This is a genomic window from Methylophaga thiooxydans DMS010, from assembly GCF_000156355.1.
Classification (GTDB): domain Bacteria; phylum Pseudomonadota; class Gammaproteobacteria; order Nitrosococcales; family Methylophagaceae; genus Methylophaga; species Methylophaga thiooxydans.
The window spans coordinates 1-18,425 of record NZ_GG657897.1 but is presented as its reverse complement, the minus strand read 5'-3'; the positions used below and the strand labels follow the sequence as shown (position 1 = coordinate 18,425).

Annotated in this window: 17 protein-coding genes; 7 read left to right on the top strand and 10 right to left on the bottom strand. The window is 46.6% G+C overall.

What is annotated here, in order from left to right:
* Nucleotides 1-3 precede the first annotated feature (3 nt).
* Both MDMS009_RS06985 and gshB read right to left on the bottom strand, forming a co-directional pair.
* Nucleotides 4-1,044 carry an FAD:protein FMN transferase gene (locus MDMS009_RS06985; RefSeq protein WP_008290896.1) on the bottom strand — a complete coding sequence of 347 codons (1,041 nt, stop codon included), beginning with the start codon at nucleotides 1,042-1,044 and terminating at the stop codon, nucleotides 4-6.
* A complete protein-coding gene (gene gshB / locus MDMS009_RS06980) occupies nucleotides 1,041-1,988 on the bottom strand; it encodes a glutathione synthase (protein ID WP_008290969.1) in 948 nt (315 codons plus the stop codon). Before gshB ends, MDMS009_RS06985 begins: the two co-directional genes overlap by 4 nt.
* A gap of 182 nt (nucleotides 1,989-2,170) precedes the next feature.
* Here gshB and glyQ point away from each other — a divergent pair, with 182 nt between their 5' ends.
* Genes glyQ through MDMS009_RS06955 form a run of 5 tightly spaced genes read left to right on the top strand, consistent with a single transcriptional unit; the run spans nucleotide 2,171 to nucleotide 8,579 of the window.
* Nucleotides 2,171-3,109: a glycine--tRNA ligase subunit alpha gene (gene glyQ / locus MDMS009_RS06975; RefSeq protein WP_036311584.1), complete on the top strand. Its 939-nt coding sequence runs from the start codon at nucleotides 2,171-2,173 to the stop codon at nucleotides 3,107-3,109.
* Nucleotides 3,106-5,184 carry a glycine--tRNA ligase subunit beta gene (gene glyS / locus MDMS009_RS06970; protein ID WP_008291026.1) on the top strand — a complete coding sequence of 693 codons (2,079 nt, stop codon included), beginning with the start codon at nucleotides 3,106-3,108 and terminating at the stop codon, nucleotides 5,182-5,184. The genes glyQ and glyS overlap by 4 nt, the downstream gene beginning before the upstream one ends.
* Before the next feature lie 12 nt (nucleotides 5,185-5,196).
* Complete coding sequence (gene gmhB / locus MDMS009_RS06965; protein WP_008290997.1) at nucleotides 5,197-5,739, top strand: D-glycero-beta-D-manno-heptose 1,7-bisphosphate 7-phosphatase; 543 nt, start codon at nucleotides 5,197-5,199, stop codon at nucleotides 5,737-5,739.
* Complete coding sequence (locus tag MDMS009_RS06960; protein ID WP_008290991.1) at nucleotides 5,736-6,473, top strand: lysophospholipid acyltransferase family protein; 738 nt, start codon at nucleotides 5,736-5,738, stop codon at nucleotides 6,471-6,473. The genes gmhB and MDMS009_RS06960 overlap by 4 nt, the downstream gene beginning before the upstream one ends.
* Nucleotides 6,474-6,482: 9 nt before the next feature.
* Nucleotides 6,483-8,579 carry an EAL domain-containing protein gene (locus tag MDMS009_RS06955; protein WP_008290949.1) on the top strand — a complete coding sequence of 699 codons (2,097 nt, stop codon included), beginning with the start codon at nucleotides 6,483-6,485 and terminating at the stop codon, nucleotides 8,577-8,579.
* A 49-nt stretch (nucleotides 8,580-8,628) separates the two neighbouring features.
* On the opposite strand, the gene htpX is transcribed toward MDMS009_RS06955, so the two are convergent.
* From htpX to MDMS009_RS06930, 5 genes are read right to left on the bottom strand one after another with little or no spacing between them, the layout of a single operon-like run.
* Nucleotides 8,629-9,507, bottom strand: a complete 879-nt coding sequence (gene htpX, locus MDMS009_RS06950; RefSeq protein WP_008290987.1) for a protease HtpX — start codon at nucleotides 9,505-9,507, stop codon at nucleotides 8,629-8,631.
* A gap of 56 nt (nucleotides 9,508-9,563) precedes the next feature.
* Nucleotides 9,564-10,616 carry an ATP-grasp domain-containing protein gene (locus tag MDMS009_RS06945; protein WP_008291110.1) on the bottom strand — a complete coding sequence of 351 codons (1,053 nt, stop codon included), beginning with the start codon at nucleotides 10,614-10,616 and terminating at the stop codon, nucleotides 9,564-9,566.
* 60 nt (nucleotides 10,617-10,676) lie between these two features.
* The gene (locus MDMS009_RS06940) at nucleotides 10,677-11,582 is read right to left on the bottom strand and encodes an NAD(P)-dependent methylenetetrahydromethanopterin dehydrogenase (protein WP_043888034.1); all 906 of its coding nucleotides are present in this window, start codon (nucleotides 11,580-11,582) and stop codon (nucleotides 10,677-10,679) included.
* A gap of 56 nt (nucleotides 11,583-11,638) precedes the next feature.
* Nucleotides 11,639-12,634 carry a beta-ribofuranosylaminobenzene 5'-phosphate synthase family protein gene (locus MDMS009_RS06935; protein ID WP_008290964.1) on the bottom strand — a complete coding sequence of 332 codons (996 nt, stop codon included), beginning with the start codon at nucleotides 12,632-12,634 and terminating at the stop codon, nucleotides 11,639-11,641.
* Between the two features lie 29 nt (nucleotides 12,635-12,663).
* Nucleotides 12,664-13,530, bottom strand: a complete 867-nt coding sequence (locus MDMS009_RS06930) for an NAD(P)-dependent methylenetetrahydromethanopterin dehydrogenase (protein ID WP_008291009.1) — start codon at nucleotides 13,528-13,530, stop codon at nucleotides 12,664-12,666.
* Between the two features lie 241 nt (nucleotides 13,531-13,771).
* On the opposite strand from MDMS009_RS06930, the gene MDMS009_RS06925 reads away from it, so the two are divergent.
* Entirely contained in the window at nucleotides 13,772-14,119 is a 348-nt protein-coding gene (locus MDMS009_RS06925) for a hypothetical protein (protein ID WP_008290941.1), read from the top strand.
* A 71-nt stretch (nucleotides 14,120-14,190) separates the two neighbouring features.
* Here MDMS009_RS06925 and MDMS009_RS06920 read toward each other — a convergent pair whose 3' ends face one another.
* The 3 genes from MDMS009_RS06920 to MDMS009_RS06910 form a co-directional block, all read right to left on the bottom strand.
* Entirely contained in the window at nucleotides 14,191-14,988 is a 798-nt protein-coding gene (locus MDMS009_RS06920) for a quinoprotein dehydrogenase-associated SoxYZ-like carrier (RefSeq protein ID WP_008290913.1), read from the bottom strand.
* Between the two features lie 92 nt (nucleotides 14,989-15,080).
* Nucleotides 15,081-15,881 (bottom strand): quinoprotein dehydrogenase-associated SoxYZ-like carrier, encoded by an 801-nt coding sequence (locus MDMS009_RS06915; protein WP_008290918.1) that lies wholly within the window; start codon nucleotides 15,879-15,881, stop codon nucleotides 15,081-15,083.
* A gap of 5 nt (nucleotides 15,882-15,886) precedes the next feature.
* Nucleotides 15,887-16,822 carry a quinoprotein relay system zinc metallohydrolase 2 gene (locus tag MDMS009_RS06910; protein ID WP_008291022.1) on the bottom strand — a complete coding sequence of 312 codons (936 nt, stop codon included), beginning with the start codon at nucleotides 16,820-16,822 and terminating at the stop codon, nucleotides 15,887-15,889.
* Nucleotides 16,823-16,904: 82 nt separating this feature from the next.
* Between MDMS009_RS06910 and gltX the strand changes: the two genes are divergently transcribed.
* Entirely contained in the window at nucleotides 16,905-18,311 is a 1,407-nt protein-coding gene (gene gltX, locus MDMS009_RS06905) for a glutamate--tRNA ligase (protein ID WP_008291118.1), read from the top strand.
* The last annotated feature ends 114 nt before the right edge of the window (nucleotides 18,312-18,425 follow it).

Below are 18,425 nucleotides of genomic sequence, written 5' to 3'. Positions count from 1 at the left end.
GAATTATGGTGTGGTTATCTGACGAATCAGTGGCTGTTGTGAGGGATCGATTAATCTAACTTGTTCGGCCATTGCCGGTGTCATTTCAATCTGTCCATCAGCTCGCATCAGCATAACATGATCAATTCCCATCGAAGCGGCAATTTGTGGCCACTCAGCGCCAGCCACCACTAACGCTGTCGCAGCGGCATCTGCTCTGGCTGCTTGCTGGTGGATAACCGTGACTGAGATAGTTTCTGTTGCCGGATAGCCAGTGCGAGGATCGATAATATGCGGGTAACGTTTACCTTCATAGGTGAAATAACGTTCATAGTCGCCTGAAGTAAACACACTTTGATCGTGATCAATCGCGACAGAAGCCATCATGCCACCTTCTTTGCGTGGATGACGGATACCAATGCGCCATGGTCGATCGCCATGACTGCCAATCGCACGTAAGTCACCACCGATATTGATAATGGCATTTTCAATGTCCAGCTGCTTGAGCGCATTGATTGCCGCATCAACCGCCGTACCTTTTGCAAAACCACCAAAGCCGAGTTTCACCATCTTATTGTCACTCGCCAGCGTGCCATCTTCGATGTGAATGGCTTGCATTGTCGGGGAGGCGTGTAACCAAACATCGATGCTTTCTTGGGAAGGGGGCGGGCGGGACTCAAACCAGTTGTCTTGATGGTAGCCCCATACTTCAAATAACTTGCCTGCAGCAGGGTTAAACAAATGCTGGCTGTCTTGGGCGTACTCAGCTGCTTGTGTAATGACCGCCGCCACATCGGCTTCAACCTGAATAGGTTCACCATTGGCAATAGCATCGTTGATACGTGTTAACGTGCTGGGCTGCCAGGCATGCCAGGTGTTATTGACGTTGTTAAAAGCCGCTTCTAATGCATCGACGGTGTTCTCGGCAGTTTGATTATCAACACCGTAAAGACTGACATCGATTTCTGTACCGAAGGCAAAGAATTTAGCTTGTCGGGCTCGATCGGAATCGCCACAAGCGCTAATCAGACTAAACAGTACTAACAGTATAGGAAGCCGTTTCATTTGAGCCTTTTTTCAATCGCAGTCATTAAGTCAGCCGCGATATTGATATCGAATTGACGATCAAGTTCTCGAATACAGGTAGGGCTGGTGACATTGATTTCTGTGAGATAGTCACCGATCACGTCAAGTCCGACGAAGATTAGTCCTTTTTCACGTAATTTGTTACCCACTTGAGCACAAATCCAGCGATCCCGTTCTGTTAATGGCCGCCCTTCAGCCCGCCCGCCAGCGGCAAGGTTGCCACGGGTTTCACCGTGAGCAGGAATGCGCGCTAAGGCATAAGGCACAGGTTCACCATCAATCAGCAGGATGCGTTTATCACCCTCTTTAATTTCGGGTAAAAACTTCTGCGCCATCACTGACTGTTTACCGTGTTGCGTTAGGGTTTCGACGATGACAGAAAAGTTGGGATCGCCATGGTTTATTCGAAAAATGGAGGCGCCACCCATGCCATCTAGTGGTTTAAGAATAATGTCGCCATGTTGCTGTTGAAACTCACGAATCAGATGTTTTTGGCGGGTAACCAAGGTCGGTGGACAGCATTGCGGGAACCAGGCGGTGAATAGTTTTTCATTGGCATCACGCAGACTTTGCGGATCATTGACGATGAGCACTCCTGCCGCCTGTGCCTGCTCTAAAAGATAGGTGCTGTAGACATATTCCATATCAAACGGGGGATCCTTGCGCATCAGGATCGCTTCAACATCGGTGATAGGGCGTGTTTGCATATCGCCTAGTTCATACCAGTGATCGGCATTTTCATACACAGTCAAAGGTCGCATTTCGGCGAAGACCTTGCCATCGCGCAGGAACAGATCCTGTTGTTCCATGTAGAGAACTTGCCAGCCTTTGGCTTGCGCAGCCAGAAGCATCGCAAAACTGCTGTCTTTTTTGATGTTGATCCTGGCCACTGGATCCATAACGATGCCGATAGAACGTTGCATGGTTTCACTCTGTATTCGGGGACGTTGGCTGGGCATTGTACCTGATTCACGGCGTGTCTTCGTCATTCAGAAGCGGGATGCTGCCTGTGTTTTTTATTTTAATATCAGGGCTTACTCTACAAGCAGGGTTAGGATTCGCTATAATCGCAAGGGTTTTGACTTTGGATTATGAAATCGAACTAATGACTAATAACGCGGTGATGAAGGCGGAAACGCCAAGAACCTTTCAGGAACTGATTCTTAGGCTGCAAAAATACTGGGCTGAACAAGGCTGTGTATTGTTGCAACCCTATGATATGGAAGTAGGTGCCGGTACCTTTCACCCGGCTACGTTTTTGCGCGCAATTGGCCCTGAGCCATGGAGCGCTGCTTATGTGCAACCATCGCGACGTCCTACCGATGGCCGCTACGGTGAAAACCCGAACCGCCTACAGCATTACTATCAGTTTCAAGTTGTACTAAAACCATCACCCATCAACATTCAAGAGCTGTATCTGGGCTCGCTGGAAATGTTGGGTTTAGATACATCGGTACATGATATTCGATTCGTCGAGGATAACTGGGAATCACCGACGTTGGGTGCCTGGGGATTAGGCTGGGAAGTCTGGCTCAACGGCATGGAGGTGACACAGTTCACCTACTTCCAGCAAGTGGGCGGGCTTGAATGTCGCCCAGTGACCGGTGAAATTACCTATGGTCTGGAACGTATTGCCATGTACTTGCAAGGCGTCAGCAGTGTCTATGACCTTATCTGGGCAGATGGCCCGATGGGAACCGTGACCTACGGCGATGTATTCCTGCAAAACGAAGTGGAAATGTCAGCCTATAATTTTGAACAGGCTGATGTTGAGAATTTGTTCCATACTTTCGACACCTGTGAGCGCGAGAGTCAACGAATGATAGAAGCTGGCCTGCCTTTGCCTGCTTATGAGCTGGTGTTAAAAGCGTCGCATACCTTCAATATGCTGGATGCACGCAAAGCAATCTCTGTAACAGAAAGACAACGTTTCATTCTACGCGTGAGAACGTTGGCACGTGCTGTGGCTCAAGCGTATTACGATCGTCGTGAGTCTCTAGGTTTCCCGATGGTACAAGATGCGAAATCGGAGGCTGAGGCATGAGTAACACAAACGATCTACTAATCGAGTTGGGTACTGAAGAGTTACCACCTAAAGCTTTAGCGACATTGAGCAAAGCGTTTCACCAAGGTGTTGAGCAGGGCTTTAAAAAAGCAGAACTGCAGTGTGATGAAATACGGCCTTACGCGACCCCACGTCGCTTGGCACTGGTGATCACAAAGTTACAGACACGTCAGCAAGACCGCACTATTGAACGCCGTGGACCGGCGGTAACATCGGCATTCGATGAAGATGGTAATCCTACAAAAGCGTTAATGGGGTTTGCCAAATCCTGTGGTGTCGACGTTGATGATCTGGAAACCATGAAAACCGATAAAGGTGCATGGTTGGTATTTAAACAACAACAGGAAGGTGCAGATACGGCATCACTGTTGCCAGATATTATTCAACAGGCGTTGAATGAACTTCCCATTCCTAAGCGTATGCGCTGGGGTGATTTGCCCGGTGAATTTGTTCGTCCTGTGCATTGGTTAGTGGTGCTTTTTGGCGATGATGTGGTTCCCGTTGATTTACTTGGCGTGAGTGCCGGCCGCATGAGCCGCGGACATCGCTTTCATAACCCACAGCCGATTGAAATTGGTTCAGCGATGACTTACGCGCCACAGTTAGAAAGCGAAGGTCATGTGCTGGTGGACTATGACGCACGTAAACAAATCATCAACACACAAGTTAATGAGCTAGCCGAAAAGTTGGGTGGTGAAGCGGTTATCAATCCGGATTTATTGGAAGAAGTCACCGGCCTGGTGGAATGGCCTGTTGCCTTAGCAGGTAACTTCGATGAGCGCTTCCTGGAGTTGCCGGCAGAAGCCCTGATTTCATCTATGGAAGGCCACCAGAAATATTTTGCTGTGCGTGCCAAAAATAGTGATCTGCTGCCGCACTTTATTACTGTGAGTAATATTGCCAGTCAGGATCCGGCACAAGTCGTCGCAGGGAATGAACGTGTTATTTTGCCGCGTTTAAGCGATGCTGCTTTTTTCTGGGATACCGACCGTAAACAACCACTCGCCGCTCGCCAAGAACAGCTTAAAAGCATCGTGTTTCAGAATAAGTTGGGAACGGTTTACGATAAATCACAGCGAGTTGCAAAACTTGCCGCTGAGATTGCTCAACACATACGTGGTGATGAAGCCTTAGCTGAACGCGCAGCAATGTTGGCTAAATGTGATTTGGTGACAGAAATGGTTGGTGAGTTTCCCGACCTGCAAGGCATCATGGGACGATACTACGCGCGACTTGATGGCGAAAATAATGATGTTGCAGAAGCATTAGATGAACAATATTTGCCTCGCTTCGCGGGTGATCAACTGCCTGTAACGCCAACCGGACAAGCGGTCAGTCTGGCAGAAAAATTAGATACGTTGACCGGTTTGTTTGGTATTGGTCAACCGCCTACGGGCGTCAAAGACCCGTTTGCTTTACGCCGAGCAGCACTGGGCGTTTTACGTATTATCATTGAGAACGAGCTGGATTTGGATCTCGCTTCGCTAGTTGATTTTGCTGCCGACACCTGCGGCGACACGCTGACTGAGAAGTCAGTAACCAGTCAGGTCATGCAGTATTTTTATGATCGCTTGCGTGGCTATGCGCTGGATCAGGGATTCAAAGCTGACGAATTTGAAGCGGTACTGGCAGTTAAACCAAGTCGCCCATTGGATTTCATGCAGCGCTTGAAAGCGGTTGCGGCTTTCCGTCAGTTGGAGCAGGCCGATTCGTTGGCGGCAGGTAATAAACGGATTGGTAATATCCTGCGCAAAAATGAAGCAGAAGCTGAAGGCATGACAATTGATGATGCTTTGTTGCAAGAGTCGGCAGAAAAAGACCTAGCAGAAAAGCTGGCTCAAGCGAGTCAAGATCTTGCGCCTTTATCCGCTAAATCGGATTATGCAGGGGTATTGAACTACTTGGCTGGCATGCGCGAAACCATTGATGCCTTCTTTGACCAAGTGATGGTGATGGCGGATGATGAAGCGGTTAGACAAAACCGTCTGGCTATACTCAACCAGACCCGGGCATTATTTCTGGGCGTGGCTGATATTTCCTGTTTACAGGAATAACGGGAGCAGCATATGTCGCTGATTATTCTTGACCGTGATGGTGTGATTAATCATGACTCTGATGATTTCATCAAAAATCCCTCTGAGTGGGAACCGATAGATGGCAGTCTGGAAGCCATCGCACGGCTTAATTACGCGGGCTATCGAGTAGTGGTGATAACGAATCAGTCGGGCATCGCCAGAGGGTTGCTTGATGTTGAGACCTTGAACCGTATTCATAGCAAAATGCGGCGAATGTTGGCACAGGTCGGTGGGCGGATTGAGGCGATTATGTTCTGCCCACACGGGCCGGAAGATGATTGTAAATGCCGTAAACCGCACAATGGATCGTTTGAGGATTTGGCTCATCGACTGCGTATCAGTTTGGACAATGTACCTGCGATAGGCGATTCCTTACGTGATATCCAGGCTGCGATGGAGTCGAATGCCCGGCCGATACTGGTTAAAACAGGAAAAGGTGAACGCACGCTTGCTGAGGGTATACCGCAAGGGGTGGAAGTTTATGATGATTTAGCGGCGGTCGTGACCGCATTACTGGAACCGCAGCTTCAATGATCTATATCCGTTCATTCATCTTTTTTATATTCCAAAGTGTTACCGCCGTTATTTTTTCCTGTGTCGGTGTCGTGTTATGGCCATTGCCCTTTAAGTGGCGCTATGCTGTCGTCAGTCAGTGGGCGAAAAGTAACATCTGGTTACTCGCTAAAATCTGTGACGTACATCTTGAGGTCGAGGGCAAAGAAAACATCGGTGAAGAACCGGCGATTATTATTTGTAAACACCAATCAGCATGGGAAACACTAGCTTTACAGACCGTTTTTCCGCCGCAAGTGTGGGTGTTAAAGCGAGAGTTGTTTTGGATTCCGTTTTTCGGTTGGGGACTGGCCTCATTGAAACCGATAGCGATTGATCGTAAAGCGGGAAGAAAAGCCTTGTCACAAGTGATCGAGCAGGGGCTGGATCGTCTATCCTCTGGCGCATGGGTAGTAATTTTTCCAGAAGGCACACGAATTGCTCGAGGCTTTATTGGGCGATTTGGTATCGGTGGTGCAAGACTGGCAGTAGAAACCGGTTATCCTGTTATTCCGGTTGCTCACAACGCGGCTAAAGCATGGCCTAAACATGGCTTTGTTAAGTATCCCGGTGTCATCAAAATGGTGATAGGAGAAAAAATTGCCAGTAAAGACGTGGCTGCGGGTGATTTAAATCAGCAATTGTTTGACTGGATGGAAGATAAGATGACCCAGTTAGAGGGTCAAAAGCCTGTGTTGCAGGAACGGAAACCATAGAGGGTATTGATGGTGGCGAGAGCAGAAGGCATATTGCGATTATTGATAGTCGATGATTCATTGACTGATGCGGATGGCATCATCAACACGCTAAGACAAGCCGGGCATGCTGTTCGTGCTGCGCGGGAAGATTCGCCTGCAGCATTGGAACAACTGATCGCCAATCAAACATGGGATTTACTGATATGCCGTGACTCGGTTGCCAATTTGGCACCGAATGACATTACCGCTTTGCTGCAACGCTTGGGTAAAGACTTGCCGTGTATCATTCTGGTGAACGAAAAAGAGAGCGAGTCGCAGTTCTTTGCCAGCTCTGCACAAGACATCGTGACCTTTGGTGATAACCACAGGCTGCAGTTTGCCGCCAATCGTGAAATACAAAACCTGTTTATGCGTCGCTTAGGTCGTCGTAATGAGCGCGCCTTACGTGAGAGTGAGAAACGCTCCAGAGCGCTATTAGAAAGCTCCCGTGATGCTGTTGCTTATATGCATGAGGGCATGCATATTTATGTCAACCAAGCTTATCTTCGTATATTTGGCTATGAAGAGGCTGAAGACATTGATGGTTTGCCGATGCTGGATCTGGTGAGTGCAGATGATCACCACAAATTTAAAGCAGTGTTTCGAGAGTTTTCAGAGAAAACAGAGTCCGATCCTGTCGATATTGTTGCTCAGTGCGTTCGGGCTGACGGCACTGGGTTTAATGCCAAAATAGAGTTTAGTCATTCCCGTGTAGAGGGAGAAGATTGTACTCAGGTTGTTATTCATGATGATGCGGCTCAGGCTCACACGGTTGATGACTCACAATTAAAATTATTGCGTGATCATGATCTTCTGACCGGCTTATATAACCGGGCGCGCTTCGTTGATGAGTTGGAAAAAACTGTATTTCAAGCGGTAGAAGGTAATGGTAACGCGCAATTATTGTATTTGGTTCTAGATGACTTTCAATCGATCAAAGAGCAAGTTGGCCTTGGTACCAGCGATATCATTATCAAAAGCGTGGCTGAACTGCTACGTAAACACTTAAAAGACAGTGAGGTTTTGGCAAGGTACGGTGATCAGGTCTTTACACTGATTATTCCCGGTCACGACGATGTCAAAATTGATGAACGTGCTGAAATTTATCAGCAAGCCGTCAGGGATTTTGTATCACATGTAAACGGTAAGAGCATCGATATTAAATGCAGCATCGGTATTGCTCGCATCAATGAAAATCACTCTGCGGCCGGAACCGTGTTAGAAAATGCCGATAAAGCCTGCACACAGGCGCAACACGCAGGCGGTGATCAGATCGCGCGTTTTCAATTAGCGCAGGGTAGCGAACAGGAAGAGACAGAATCTAGCGAGCAGTGGAAAAAGCGTCTGCAAAAAGGCTTGCAAGAAGACAAGTTTTTATTGCACTACCAGCCCATTGTTAGCCTGCACGGTCAAGAACAAGAACTCTACGAAGTATTACTACGGCTCCAATTAATTGAAAACCGACTGATTCAGGCCGGTGAGTTTATCGAACATGCGATCAGCTTAGAAATGATGGCGGATATCGATAAATGGGTGATTAGAAAGGCTGTGGAAGTATTAAGCGAACATCGACACCAATTCCCGAGAACGCGCTTTTTCATCAAACTTTCCGAGCAAAGCCTACACACGGATGATTTTGTCGACTGGCTATGTGCGACACTGGATGCACACAACTTGAACGGTAATGCACTTGTCTTTGAGATCAGTGAAACCATGGCGCTGGATAATCTCGAACAAGCACGTGGCGTGGTGGCAAAACTGAAGCAGATCGGTTGTGAATTTGGTCTGGAACATTTCGGTTCCGGTCTTGATTTCTCAAACAGCCTTAATGCGCTGAATGTTGATTATCTGAAAATCAATGGTGCCTTTGTTGAAAATATGGCACGTGATACTGAAAATCAGGCCGCGGTCAAAGCCATTATAGAAATGACCAAACAGGCCAATAAACATAGTATTGCTGAATTTGTATCCGATGCAAACAGCCTTGCCTTACTGTGGCGTTTAGGTGTTGATTATGCTCAGGGGTATTACATTCACGAGCCATCAGACAAGCTCGATTATGATTTTGAAGATGATAATTTATAGCGTTAGTTATAGATGAAAAAAAAGCCGGGCTAAGCCCGGCTTTTTTGTCTTACCCCTGTGTGCGGAGCGCTTTAATTCTCTCTTCAAGCGGCGGGTGAGTCATAAATAAGGCGGATAATCCTCCTTGGCCACCAGAAATACCCATAGCATGAAGTTGATCGGGTAATGGCTCAGTTGACGTGCCAGCCAGCCGTTGTAAAGCGGCGATCATTTTCGGTGCACCTACCAAGCTCGCGGCACCAGCATCAGCACGGTATTCACGCTGGCGACTAAACCACATCACAATGATACTAGCCAGAAAGCCTAATATCAGTTCTGCAATGATCGAAGTGATCCAAAATGCAGGACCATGACCGCGTTCAACTTTAAAAACAGTCCGATCAACGAGGTGGCCAATCACCCGTGACAAGACAATAACAAATGTATTTACGACACCTTGAATCAGTGCCATGGTGATCATATCGCCATTAGCAATATGGCTGACTTCATGGGCTAAAACGGCTTCGACTTCATCTTGCGTCATGGATTGCATTAATCCCGTACTCACAGCCACGAGCGCTTTATTCTTATTCGCACCAGTGGCAAATGCATTCGGTTGTGGCGAGTTGTAAACAGCCACGTCAGGCATGCCGATATTGGCTTTCTGTGCGAGTCTGCTGACGGTGGAAACGAGCCAGCGCTCAGTATCATTTTGGGGTGTTTCGATGACTTTGGCACCGGTCAGGTGCTTTGCAGTCCATTTAGATATCAATAATGAAATGATCGATCCGCTGAAACCAATCACGGCGGCGTAGATCAGCAAGGCATTCATATCCAGCCCGACACCTTGTTCATCCAGCAGGCTTTCAATACCAAGCAGACGCATCGTCATGCTTAACACCGCCAGTACGGCGATATTGGTGCCAACAAACAACATAATACGTTTCATTGAAAAAATTCCATGTTAATAATTCGAGTTAAATATGGGTTGTGGTGATGACAATTTCAAGAATCAATACACAAATTTTGCTGCACCAATAAATGCTGCTTTTGTAATGCCTGCTGACAATCTGCATGGGTTTCAGCTTCGATAATAATGGTACACACGGGAGAGCCTTGCTGAATATAACTGCCCGCTGCAGGCAAATCGTGACAACTTTCAGGCCAAACGGGATGATCGATAACAACGCTGTTTTGTTCAGCGTAAAAAAATGCCAGTAACCTTGCTGAGTGTGGAAGGTTTGTCGTGTTTGTTGGTATTTCACCATTGAGCGCGTTGAGATGCCACTGAAATAACTGAGCATGATGAGTAGTAAGCTCAGCGGAAGCGCTAAAACGTGGATTGATTTCTAAAATAGAAAAGGCGTTGTCAGCGAAAATAAAATCTAGACTGCATAGCCCTTTGAGTTTAGTTGCTTGAGTAATGCTGTTAATCGCTTTTTGAAGTTGTTGCTCAAGTTGATTGCTTAAGTTAAGCGGTGTGCGAATTTCGGCGAGTCTAAACTGATTTTTTACATTGATTAGACGGTTATAGCCTAAAACATGAGCGTGTTCACCATTGGCTAGAAATAGGATAGAGGCACTCTGTCCGCTAATAAATCCTTGGTAATAGCCATTCGTCGTTTCCGACACTGTTAATGCGCTTTGTATTGTCTGGCCCCCATAGCCTGATAGATCTTTATATAACCACGCTGCATGATTGCTAACGGGCTGTTCAAACCGGATAGCAGGGTGAGGGAGTTTGAGTGAATCTAATAAACCAAAAAAAGGTTTAGCTTGGCGCAATAAAGATAGCGTCTGCACCGTGTTGCCGAGATAGAGAATATTGGCAGGTAAAAGCTCAATAAGGGGGTAAAGCTGCTCAATGCCGGTGCCAATCACTAACTGACAGGGTTCGCCTCGACTTAAGGTGTCAATTGCAGCGAAAAAGTCTGTGGAGGTTAATGTGCTTAAACTGGGAATTGTAAGATGCCGTTGAGCAACCGCAACCGTGTCGGAATCACAAAAGCAATCAGCCACCCAAACCGAATAACCGGCAAGGGTGGCTGACTCAGCCATAAAACGAGCACTCTGAGCAAAAATCAGTATGGGTAACTGACGTTGCATCAGCGAATCGGCTTAGGCCAGTTTACGTGCACCTTCAAAGGCATTACGGAAGTCCAGATAGACGGGCTTTTCTGCTTCCAAAGTTTCTCTTAGTAAGGCTTGCTGAAGTTTGTATTTCACATTACCAACAGCCAAGGCACCGATACCCACGGCATTGGGTGAGTTTTTAGCGAGAAGAAGCGGGGTGCCGGAATCCATCAATTCAACCCCTTCGATACCCAGTGGCGGCACGGCGTTTACATCACCTGCGACTTTTAGTTGTTTGGCATCGGACAAGACAGAGGCATTCAATACTTGAATACCGGCCTTGGCTGTACAAAATACGGCTTCAGCATCGGAAAGCAAACGGGCTTTATCAGCATCAGAAGCGGCGGTGGTAGCGCGTAGTTGTACGCCGTAACGACGTTTTGCTTCTTCAGCAAATTCAAGTGCGGTATCAATTGAGAAGTGATCCACGATCGTTGTGTCAGCCCCTTGCAATGCTGCAATGACAGCAGTTGCCAGACCTACTGGACCTGTACCACCAAACACGACGGCTTTGGTACCTTCGTAGCCTTTATTAAAGTTCTTTTTCAGTTCCCGTTCAACACAAGCAACCAATGCGGCAGCGGTGGTAAAGGCACCACTGGGATCAGCGAACACTGAAATTTCAAATGGTGGCACCATTGCTTTTTTAGCAGCGTCCAACATATCCATCGCCAGACCGATATCTCGACCACCAATAAACATACCGGTTTTCTTAACGCCAGAAGGGCCACGCGAGAAAATCGCATCTTGCGTCAAGCCAGATACTTCTTCGAGTTTGACGTGCTGATAAGGCATCAGAACATCGTAACCAGCATCCAGCGCCATATTGATATCAAACGGGCTGTTGTGCTTCATCGGGTTGATCATGTGAATGATAGAACGTTTGGACATGGTAATTCCTTAAAATGAAAATCTAAAAGCGGTGTTGGATGAGATCATAGCCAGCCTCATCTTAATGTTTCAACGATGGCACCGTGATTGTCACAACGGGCGGTAATAAACATAGGTTGCCGCGAATTACTGGGTTGGGCAAGTGTTGTGTTGTGTAATGCGTTAATCAGTTGTTGTGCGTGGGCATCACTTTCGACAAAAACACAACCGGTTGGCCCCCATGAACTTTGGGCAATACCTTTGTGGCCAAGGTCCTGTGCTTGTTCCAGACAACGAGCAACAATCTGGCTGGTATAGCGGCCACCTTGCGCCGCGGCAAAATGATCGCCCACCAACGTCTGAATATCCGTAATCGCCTGACCGAATTCGTCAATATCGCGCTCGATGAGTGCCGGCAACATTTGCATGAGAGTCAGATGGCATATCGTGCGTGAGTTCTCTAGCGGGAAAATGGGCAATGTTTTAAACGCGGTTGATTCATTTTTGCCATGAATACCCTGATGGGCGGGATCCATGATCAACACAATACGCCAGTCGTCAGGATACGACTGATGCATAAGTAAGGGAGGCACGGTTTGATCGGGTTTAAGACCGCCATCAACAATAAACCCACCCTGGTCAAAGGTAGCCACGCCAATACCAGAACGTTTTCCACGTCCCAGTTTTTGCGCCAAGGTTGGCGTATCTATAGAAAGATGATGGAAGCTTGCTAGTGCAGTGCCTAAGGTTAATGCCAACTGCGTGCCAGAGCCGAGACCGGCATGCTCTGGAATTTGTTGTTTAACCTCAATCAGTGTTTGCTGCTGATCAGGTGGGATGTTTTGCCCTAAGGCTTGGTAAAAACGCTGACGAATTTTTTCTAAACGTGCCTGGGTTTCTTCTGAGAGCTGAGCGCCATGAATACGATTTTCTTTGGCTTTTGAAATGCTGATCTCAGTGTAGTGGCTATCAATAGCCAAACCAATACTACCGAACTTACGGCCTTGGCTGGCATTAAGATCTAAAAATCCAAGGTGGAGTCTTGCCGGAGCCCTGACACTGACGGTGTTCATCAGTGCCGGGGATTCAGCTTGGTCTGGTTTCACTGTGCGTTATCAATCTTGCAGGCAATGTCATAAATAGTGGTTTCGTCCAAGAACTGCTCATTGCTGTCAAACAGCGACGAAACAGCGCCTTGATGGACCTTCATTTTAAAGCCACCAATTGCGATAGCACCATAATGACGGATGCCATTTTTTTCAGTGCCATTATCCATCACTTCAATGCCTGCTACCCCCAGTGGTGGCACAGCATTCACATCCGCAATGACTTCCAGAGATGAGTTATTTTGTAGTGCCGCTTCAGGGATCACACAAACACCAGCAGGCCCAGCGGCAATAGCAACATGGGCATCGGCTAGTAGTTGTTTAACGGCTTCGTCGCTGCGTGTTTCACCGGGGGTGACATCAACGCCGTAGTTTGCTTTCATCTCTTCGGTAATCGCTTTGGTGCGTTGCATGCTTCGAGATGTCATGGTGACTTTAGCGGCTCCTTCCTTCAACAGATACAGAGCGCTTCGTTGACCCACTGGGCCTGAGCCTAAGATGACAACGTTTTTACCTTTTACATCGAAGTCAGTCAGCACTTTACGTACGATGGCGGCAGCGGTGGTATTCGAACCGTTCGGATCCAACATTACTGATACGCGAACAGGACCGAAAAACGCTTTTTTGACTGCTTCACCTACCAAGTCACTGGCTGCGACATTGGAGCCACCAATAAAGATTGCGCTGTTTTTGAGGCTTTTACCGCCACGCGTAAAAATCATACCGTGGACATGTGGCGTGACGTTATCTCGCGTTGCACCGCCATAGGCAATGATGTTATCGACGCCGGAATCATACGCAACCGCTTGATCAAAGGTGCTTGCAACAGGATCGGTGTCCAAGTGCAGTAACAGTTTTTTCATCTTATTCTCTCCTGCCCGCTAAGCGGCTTAGGTTCTATAATAAACGCTGAATTTTACCTGATGTTGCGCAGCAGTGAAAATAAACACCTGTTTTTGAATATAATCTGCTGCAGATTAGACGAATATTTTCCTGTAGTATTGAGATTTTTAACTTGTTTACACAATTTCGCAAACAGGAACTTATCAATAAGCGACCAGTCACAAATGAGTCGTCATACAACTATAAAATTAGGAGAGATAAATGAAGATTGCAGGTACAGGCTTGATTGCTGCTGGCATGATGATTTTGCCGACAATGGCAATGTCGAATGATTTTTCGACAGCTACGCGAGTTCAATTTGTCATGGATTGCATGGCTGCAAATGAAATGAATGTCTACGAAGGCACGCACAAGTGTTCATGCGTTGTTGATAAATTGGCAGAGGTATTCAGTCAAAAAGAATTTGAAGATATCAGCGTTGGTTTTATGTATAAAAACTTGCCTGCTGATCGCGGTGCGACGTTTCGCGATGACAAAAATATCCAAACAGGTTTAAAGCTTTACGAAAAAACATCAGCGGAAGCGTATAAAGCGTGCCGTATTAAATGAATTAAGGTTTAAATCTACTACAAAAAAGGCCGCATTAGCGGCCTTTTTTATGGTTACGAGAGAAGCAGAACTCAGATTTCTTTCTCGAGACTGAATTCTTGTTCTTGACTGTCATGAATGACAGCTTTGAGCTTACCAGGCCCTTCTGGAGTGAAGGTAAAACGTACGCTGGGATCTTCACTCAGAGAGATACCGGCATCAACAGTAATCAACGTTTTATCGTTGTACATGATGTCGATGTTTTTCACATAGTGAGCTGGAATATATTTGCGTGCCTTTTGGTCATATTGCAGGCCGCTGTAGTTAGGATGACTGACAATAACCTGTGCTTGTGTTGGTTCGCCCACAGTAGGCTGACGCATACGAATTTGCATTTTTCCCATTCGCGCTAATGCAGCAGCGGCATCTTTACCGGCAGGGGCGCTACACCCCCCCGAGGCTTTCACAAATCGTGACACCATATGCAGGCTGCCATCATTCATTTCAGCAACCGCTCGTACATAGGTATATTGGTCAACGCGCATGCGAGTTGAAATATCCACCATGCCTAACTCTGGAGACAACTTAAAGTTTGCAGAATAAGGCATGGGATTGTTATCAATAATAAAATGAATATTTTTGATATAGCGATCCGCCGTCTGCGGTGCTATAGATTTTATGCTAATCGGAACTATCGCAGCATCTTCGGCGCGTTTCGGTGCTTCAATCACCATCAGGTCATTAGCGTTTTCACGGATTTCCTTATCTCCGAAGTAAGCCACTTTAAGTGATGGCCATAGTGGCTCTTTGGGGGTCGCAGCTTGAGCTGTGCCTCCCATCAGTAATAATGGCAAGCTGAATAATAGAACGGATAATAAACGACTTAACATTGCTCTCTCCAAACTCTTTAAATTAGTAATATTTATATAGTTATACACATTTCGATTAGTGTGGTCTGGGAAAAGTTCCCACTACAAATGCACTAGATTTCTTTTTCGTGAATGAATATCTCTCCCTTGCTGTCGACGACTTTTGCCGTTAACACGCCAGTTTCTTGGGGAGTAAACCGAAAACGAATACTGGGATCTTCACTAATGGAAATACCGGCATCTAATTTAATAAGTGGTGTTTCATTAAACATCACCTGCATTGTTTTTACATAATGAGCAGGGATGTAACCGCGGGTTTTTAAGTCCATTTGCAAACCACTGTTATTGGAGTGGCTGACAATAATCTGGGCTTGTGTTGTCTGACCAATTTCAGCTTTCCGCATACGAATCTGCATCTTCCCCAGTCGCGCGATAGCGGCGGCCTGATCTTTCCCCGCAGGAGCGCTGCAACCGCCGGAAGCCTTCACAAAGCGACTGACCATATGAAGGCTACCATCATTCATTTCCGCGATGGCTCGTATATGAGTGTAGCTATCCACGCGCACTCGGGTGGCGATGTCGAGTTGTTGCATGGTCGGGGACAGCGTGAAATTAGCCGAGTATGGCATGGGGTTGTTATCAATAAAGATATGCAGATTTTGGATGTAATGAGCAGTTGTTTGGGCATGCTTTGCGTAGATGCGCAATGGAACAATCGCTGCATCTTCAGCACGTTTAGGCGCCTCTAGTTCTAGTAAATCATCGGCTTGTTCGCGAATATGACGGTCATTGAAGTAAGCTTGTTTTAATGAAGGCCACATTTCACTGGGCTCATTGGCTTGCTCCGCATTGGCAGTCGATAACAATGCCAGACTAAAAATAACGGTGGTGAGTACGTAACGGAAAGTATGCATAGCAATTATTCCCATTCAAGTTCGACAAAGGCAGCAGTAACATTACGACGGTGATAGTGCTCAAACAAAAGCCATTTGTCTTGTTGGTCAAGCCCGACGGTAGAAGTGGCTTCTTCGATGGTACCGAAATCATTAATGATGGCGCGTATCTGTTCACGAATGGTTACGAGGTAATTCAGGTGTTCACTTAAGCCTACCTGATAGCTATCTTTACCAGCAGGGCCATGGCCTGGCACAGCATATTCAATATCTTTATTTTTCAGTTGTGTCAGATTCTCGATCCAGCCATTAATGCTGCCATCCAGAGCCGGTATACGGTCGATAAACAAGAGATCGCCTGTCCAGAGTGTTTTTGAGGATTTATCAAATACCGTTAAGTCATGATCGGTATGAGAAGTGGTATAGGCGGTGAGTTCAAGCTCACGGTTACCTAAATCAATCGTTATCGGTGAGCCAATACTGACGGTTTGAGTCGGGGTAATAAATTCTGAACCGATATAGGCAGCTCCTAAGGATTCGGAGAAAACCCGATCAAAGAAATCTTTGCGAGAATCCATTGCGGCAGGTAATTTTTCATGGCCTATATATATAGGATTGAATTCTGTAAAAGCAGCATTACCCAAAACGTGATCGGGATGTACGTGAGTATTAATAACAAAACAGACTGGTTTGTTCGTCTGTCGCTTCAGTGCTTGCTTTAATTGTTGGCCTTCGGCGAAACTACCGCCGCTGTCTACGACAGCAACACAATCTTCACCAATAATAAAACCGACATTAGCGATGGCACCTATGTTTTCAGGTGTGGCATCTTCATGCACGCCTTGGTGATAAAACACACCGTCAGTGACTTTTTGCACCGAGTAGTCTTCTGCTGCACAGGCGACTTGGCTGGCCAGCATTGATACGACTAGCGTGATTGGGCTTAATTTCCTTAACAGCATAAGTCTCCTCGTTTATATATCTTAAGCAACTGGTACAATACCCCACCTTTATCAAGACTATCCAGTTGAGAGTTTGTTACATATGACTATTCGTACGCGTTTTGCTCCTAGCCCCACTGGTTACCTGCATGTTGGTGGTGCCCGTACAGCACTTTTTTCATGGCTTTATGCCCGCAAACATGGTGGTGAGTTTATCCTTCGCATTGAGGATACGGATCTGGAGCGATCTTCAGCCGAGTCGGTTAATGCCATTCTGGAGGGTATGACATGGCTGGGCTTGGAGTACGATGAGGGGCCTTTTTACCAAACACAACGCTTCGATCGTTATAAGGAAGTCATTCAGCAATTAATGGATCAGGGTGATGCCTATTATTGCTATTGCTCAAAACAAGAGCTGGATGAGATGCGTGAACAACAACGCGCCAATAAACAAAAGCCTCGGTATGACGGTCGTTGCCGTCATCGCACTGAAGCTAAACCGGGTGTGGATCCGGTCATCCGCTTTAAAAATCCTATTGAAGGTAGTGTGATTGTTAAAGATGTGATCCGTGGCGATGTGGAATTTAAAAATACTGAGCTGGATGATCTGATTATCGCCCGACCAGATGGCACTCCCACATATAACCTGACTGTCGTAGTCGATGATATGGATATGAAGTTGACCCATGTTATTCGTGGGGATGATCATCTGAATAACTCACCCAGACAAATTAATCTATACCGTGCGTTAGGGGCCGAACCACCGGTTTTTGCCCATGTGCCAATGATTTTAGGCGATGATGGCGCACGCCTATCAAAACGTCATGGTGCAGTGAGCGTGATGAGTTACCGAGATGAAGGTTATTTGCCTGAAGCATTGCTCAATTACCTGGTAAGGCTCGGGTGGTCTCATGGCGATCAGGAAGTTTTTAGTGTTGACGAAATGACGCAGCTTTTCGACATCGAAGATGTCAATAAAGCAGCATCAAGTTTTAATACTGAAAAACTACTCTGGTTAAATCAGCAATACATCAAAAACAGTACGTCTGAGCATGTGGCTCATCATCTCAGCTGGCATATGGGGCAATTAGGTATAGATCCGGCAGCAACAGGTCCGGCTTTAAAAGACGTGGTGAGCATTCAACAAGACCGCGCCAAGACTCTGGTGGAGATGGCGGCTAACAGTCGCTTCTTTTATGTCGAGGTGACGGACTATGATGAAAAAGCAGCGAATAAGAACCTTAATGAAAAAAGTCTACCGTTATTAGAGGATATGCTTACGCGTCTGACTGCGGTCGCTGACTGGCAAGCAGAACCTGTTCATACGGAAGTGAAAGCGTGTGCCGATGCCAATGAGGTCGGTATGGGTAAAGTGGCACAACCAATCCGTGTGGCAATTACAGGTAATACTGTTTCACCGTCGTTGGATGTGACACTGGCTTTATTAGGTCGTGAGCGCACATTGTCGGCAATCAGCAAAGCGATTGGATGGATCAAAGATCGTGCCTAAAAAAGGCACTAATTTGTTTTTTTCTTTTTTTTCATAGGCTTAACGATTCGGGAAAAACTTCCCGAAAAAAATATGGAAAATATCACAAAAAAGATCGGGAAGATGCTTGACTAA

What these genes read in the sequence shown, in the direction of transcription:
- MDMS009_RS06985 (WP_008290896.1), bottom strand. Translation starts at nt 1,044, where the DNA reads ATGAAACGGCTTCCTATACTGTTAGTACTGTTTAGTCTGATTAGCGCT.
- gshB (WP_008290969.1), bottom strand. Translation starts at nt 1,988, where the DNA reads ATGCAACGTTCTATCGGCATCGTTATGGATCCAGTGGCCAGGATCAAC.
- glyQ (WP_036311584.1), top strand. Translation starts at nt 2,171, where the DNA reads ATGACTAATAACGCGGTGATGAAGGCGGAAACGCCAAGAACCTTTCAG.
- glyS (WP_008291026.1), top strand. Translation starts at nt 3,106, where the DNA reads ATGAGTAACACAAACGATCTACTAATCGAGTTGGGTACTGAAGAGTTA.
- gmhB (WP_008290997.1), top strand. Translation starts at nt 5,197, where the DNA reads ATGTCGCTGATTATTCTTGACCGTGATGGTGTGATTAATCATGACTCT.
- MDMS009_RS06960 (WP_008290991.1), top strand. Translation starts at nt 5,736, where the DNA reads ATGATCTATATCCGTTCATTCATCTTTTTTATATTCCAAAGTGTTACC.
- MDMS009_RS06955 (WP_008290949.1), top strand. Translation starts at nt 6,483, where the DNA reads ATGGTGGCGAGAGCAGAAGGCATATTGCGATTATTGATAGTCGATGAT.
- htpX (WP_008290987.1), bottom strand. Translation starts at nt 9,507, where the DNA reads ATGAAACGTATTATGTTGTTTGTTGGCACCAATATCGCCGTACTGGCG.
- MDMS009_RS06945 (WP_008291110.1), bottom strand. Translation starts at nt 10,616, where the DNA reads ATGGCTGAGTCAGCCACCCTTGCCGGTTATTCGGTTTGGGTGGCTGAT.
- MDMS009_RS06940 (WP_043888034.1), bottom strand. Translation starts at nt 11,582, where the DNA reads ATGTCCAAACGTTCTATCATTCACATGATCAACCCGATGAAGCACAAC.
- MDMS009_RS06935 (WP_008290964.1), bottom strand. Translation starts at nt 12,634, where the DNA reads ATGAACACCGTCAGTGTCAGGGCTCCGGCAAGACTCCACCTTGGATTT.
- MDMS009_RS06930 (WP_008291009.1), bottom strand. Translation starts at nt 13,530, where the DNA reads ATGAAAAAACTGTTACTGCACTTGGACACCGATCCTGTTGCAAGCACC.
- MDMS009_RS06925 (WP_008290941.1), top strand. Translation starts at nt 13,772, where the DNA reads ATGAAGATTGCAGGTACAGGCTTGATTGCTGCTGGCATGATGATTTTG.
- MDMS009_RS06920 (WP_008290913.1), bottom strand. Translation starts at nt 14,988, where the DNA reads ATGTTAAGTCGTTTATTATCCGTTCTATTATTCAGCTTGCCATTATTA.
- MDMS009_RS06915 (WP_008290918.1), bottom strand. Translation starts at nt 15,881, where the DNA reads ATGCATACTTTCCGTTACGTACTCACCACCGTTATTTTTAGTCTGGCA.
- MDMS009_RS06910 (WP_008291022.1), bottom strand. Translation starts at nt 16,822, where the DNA reads ATGCTGTTAAGGAAATTAAGCCCAATCACGCTAGTCGTATCAATGCTG.
- gltX (WP_008291118.1), top strand. Translation starts at nt 16,905, where the DNA reads ATGACTATTCGTACGCGTTTTGCTCCTAGCCCCACTGGTTACCTGCAT.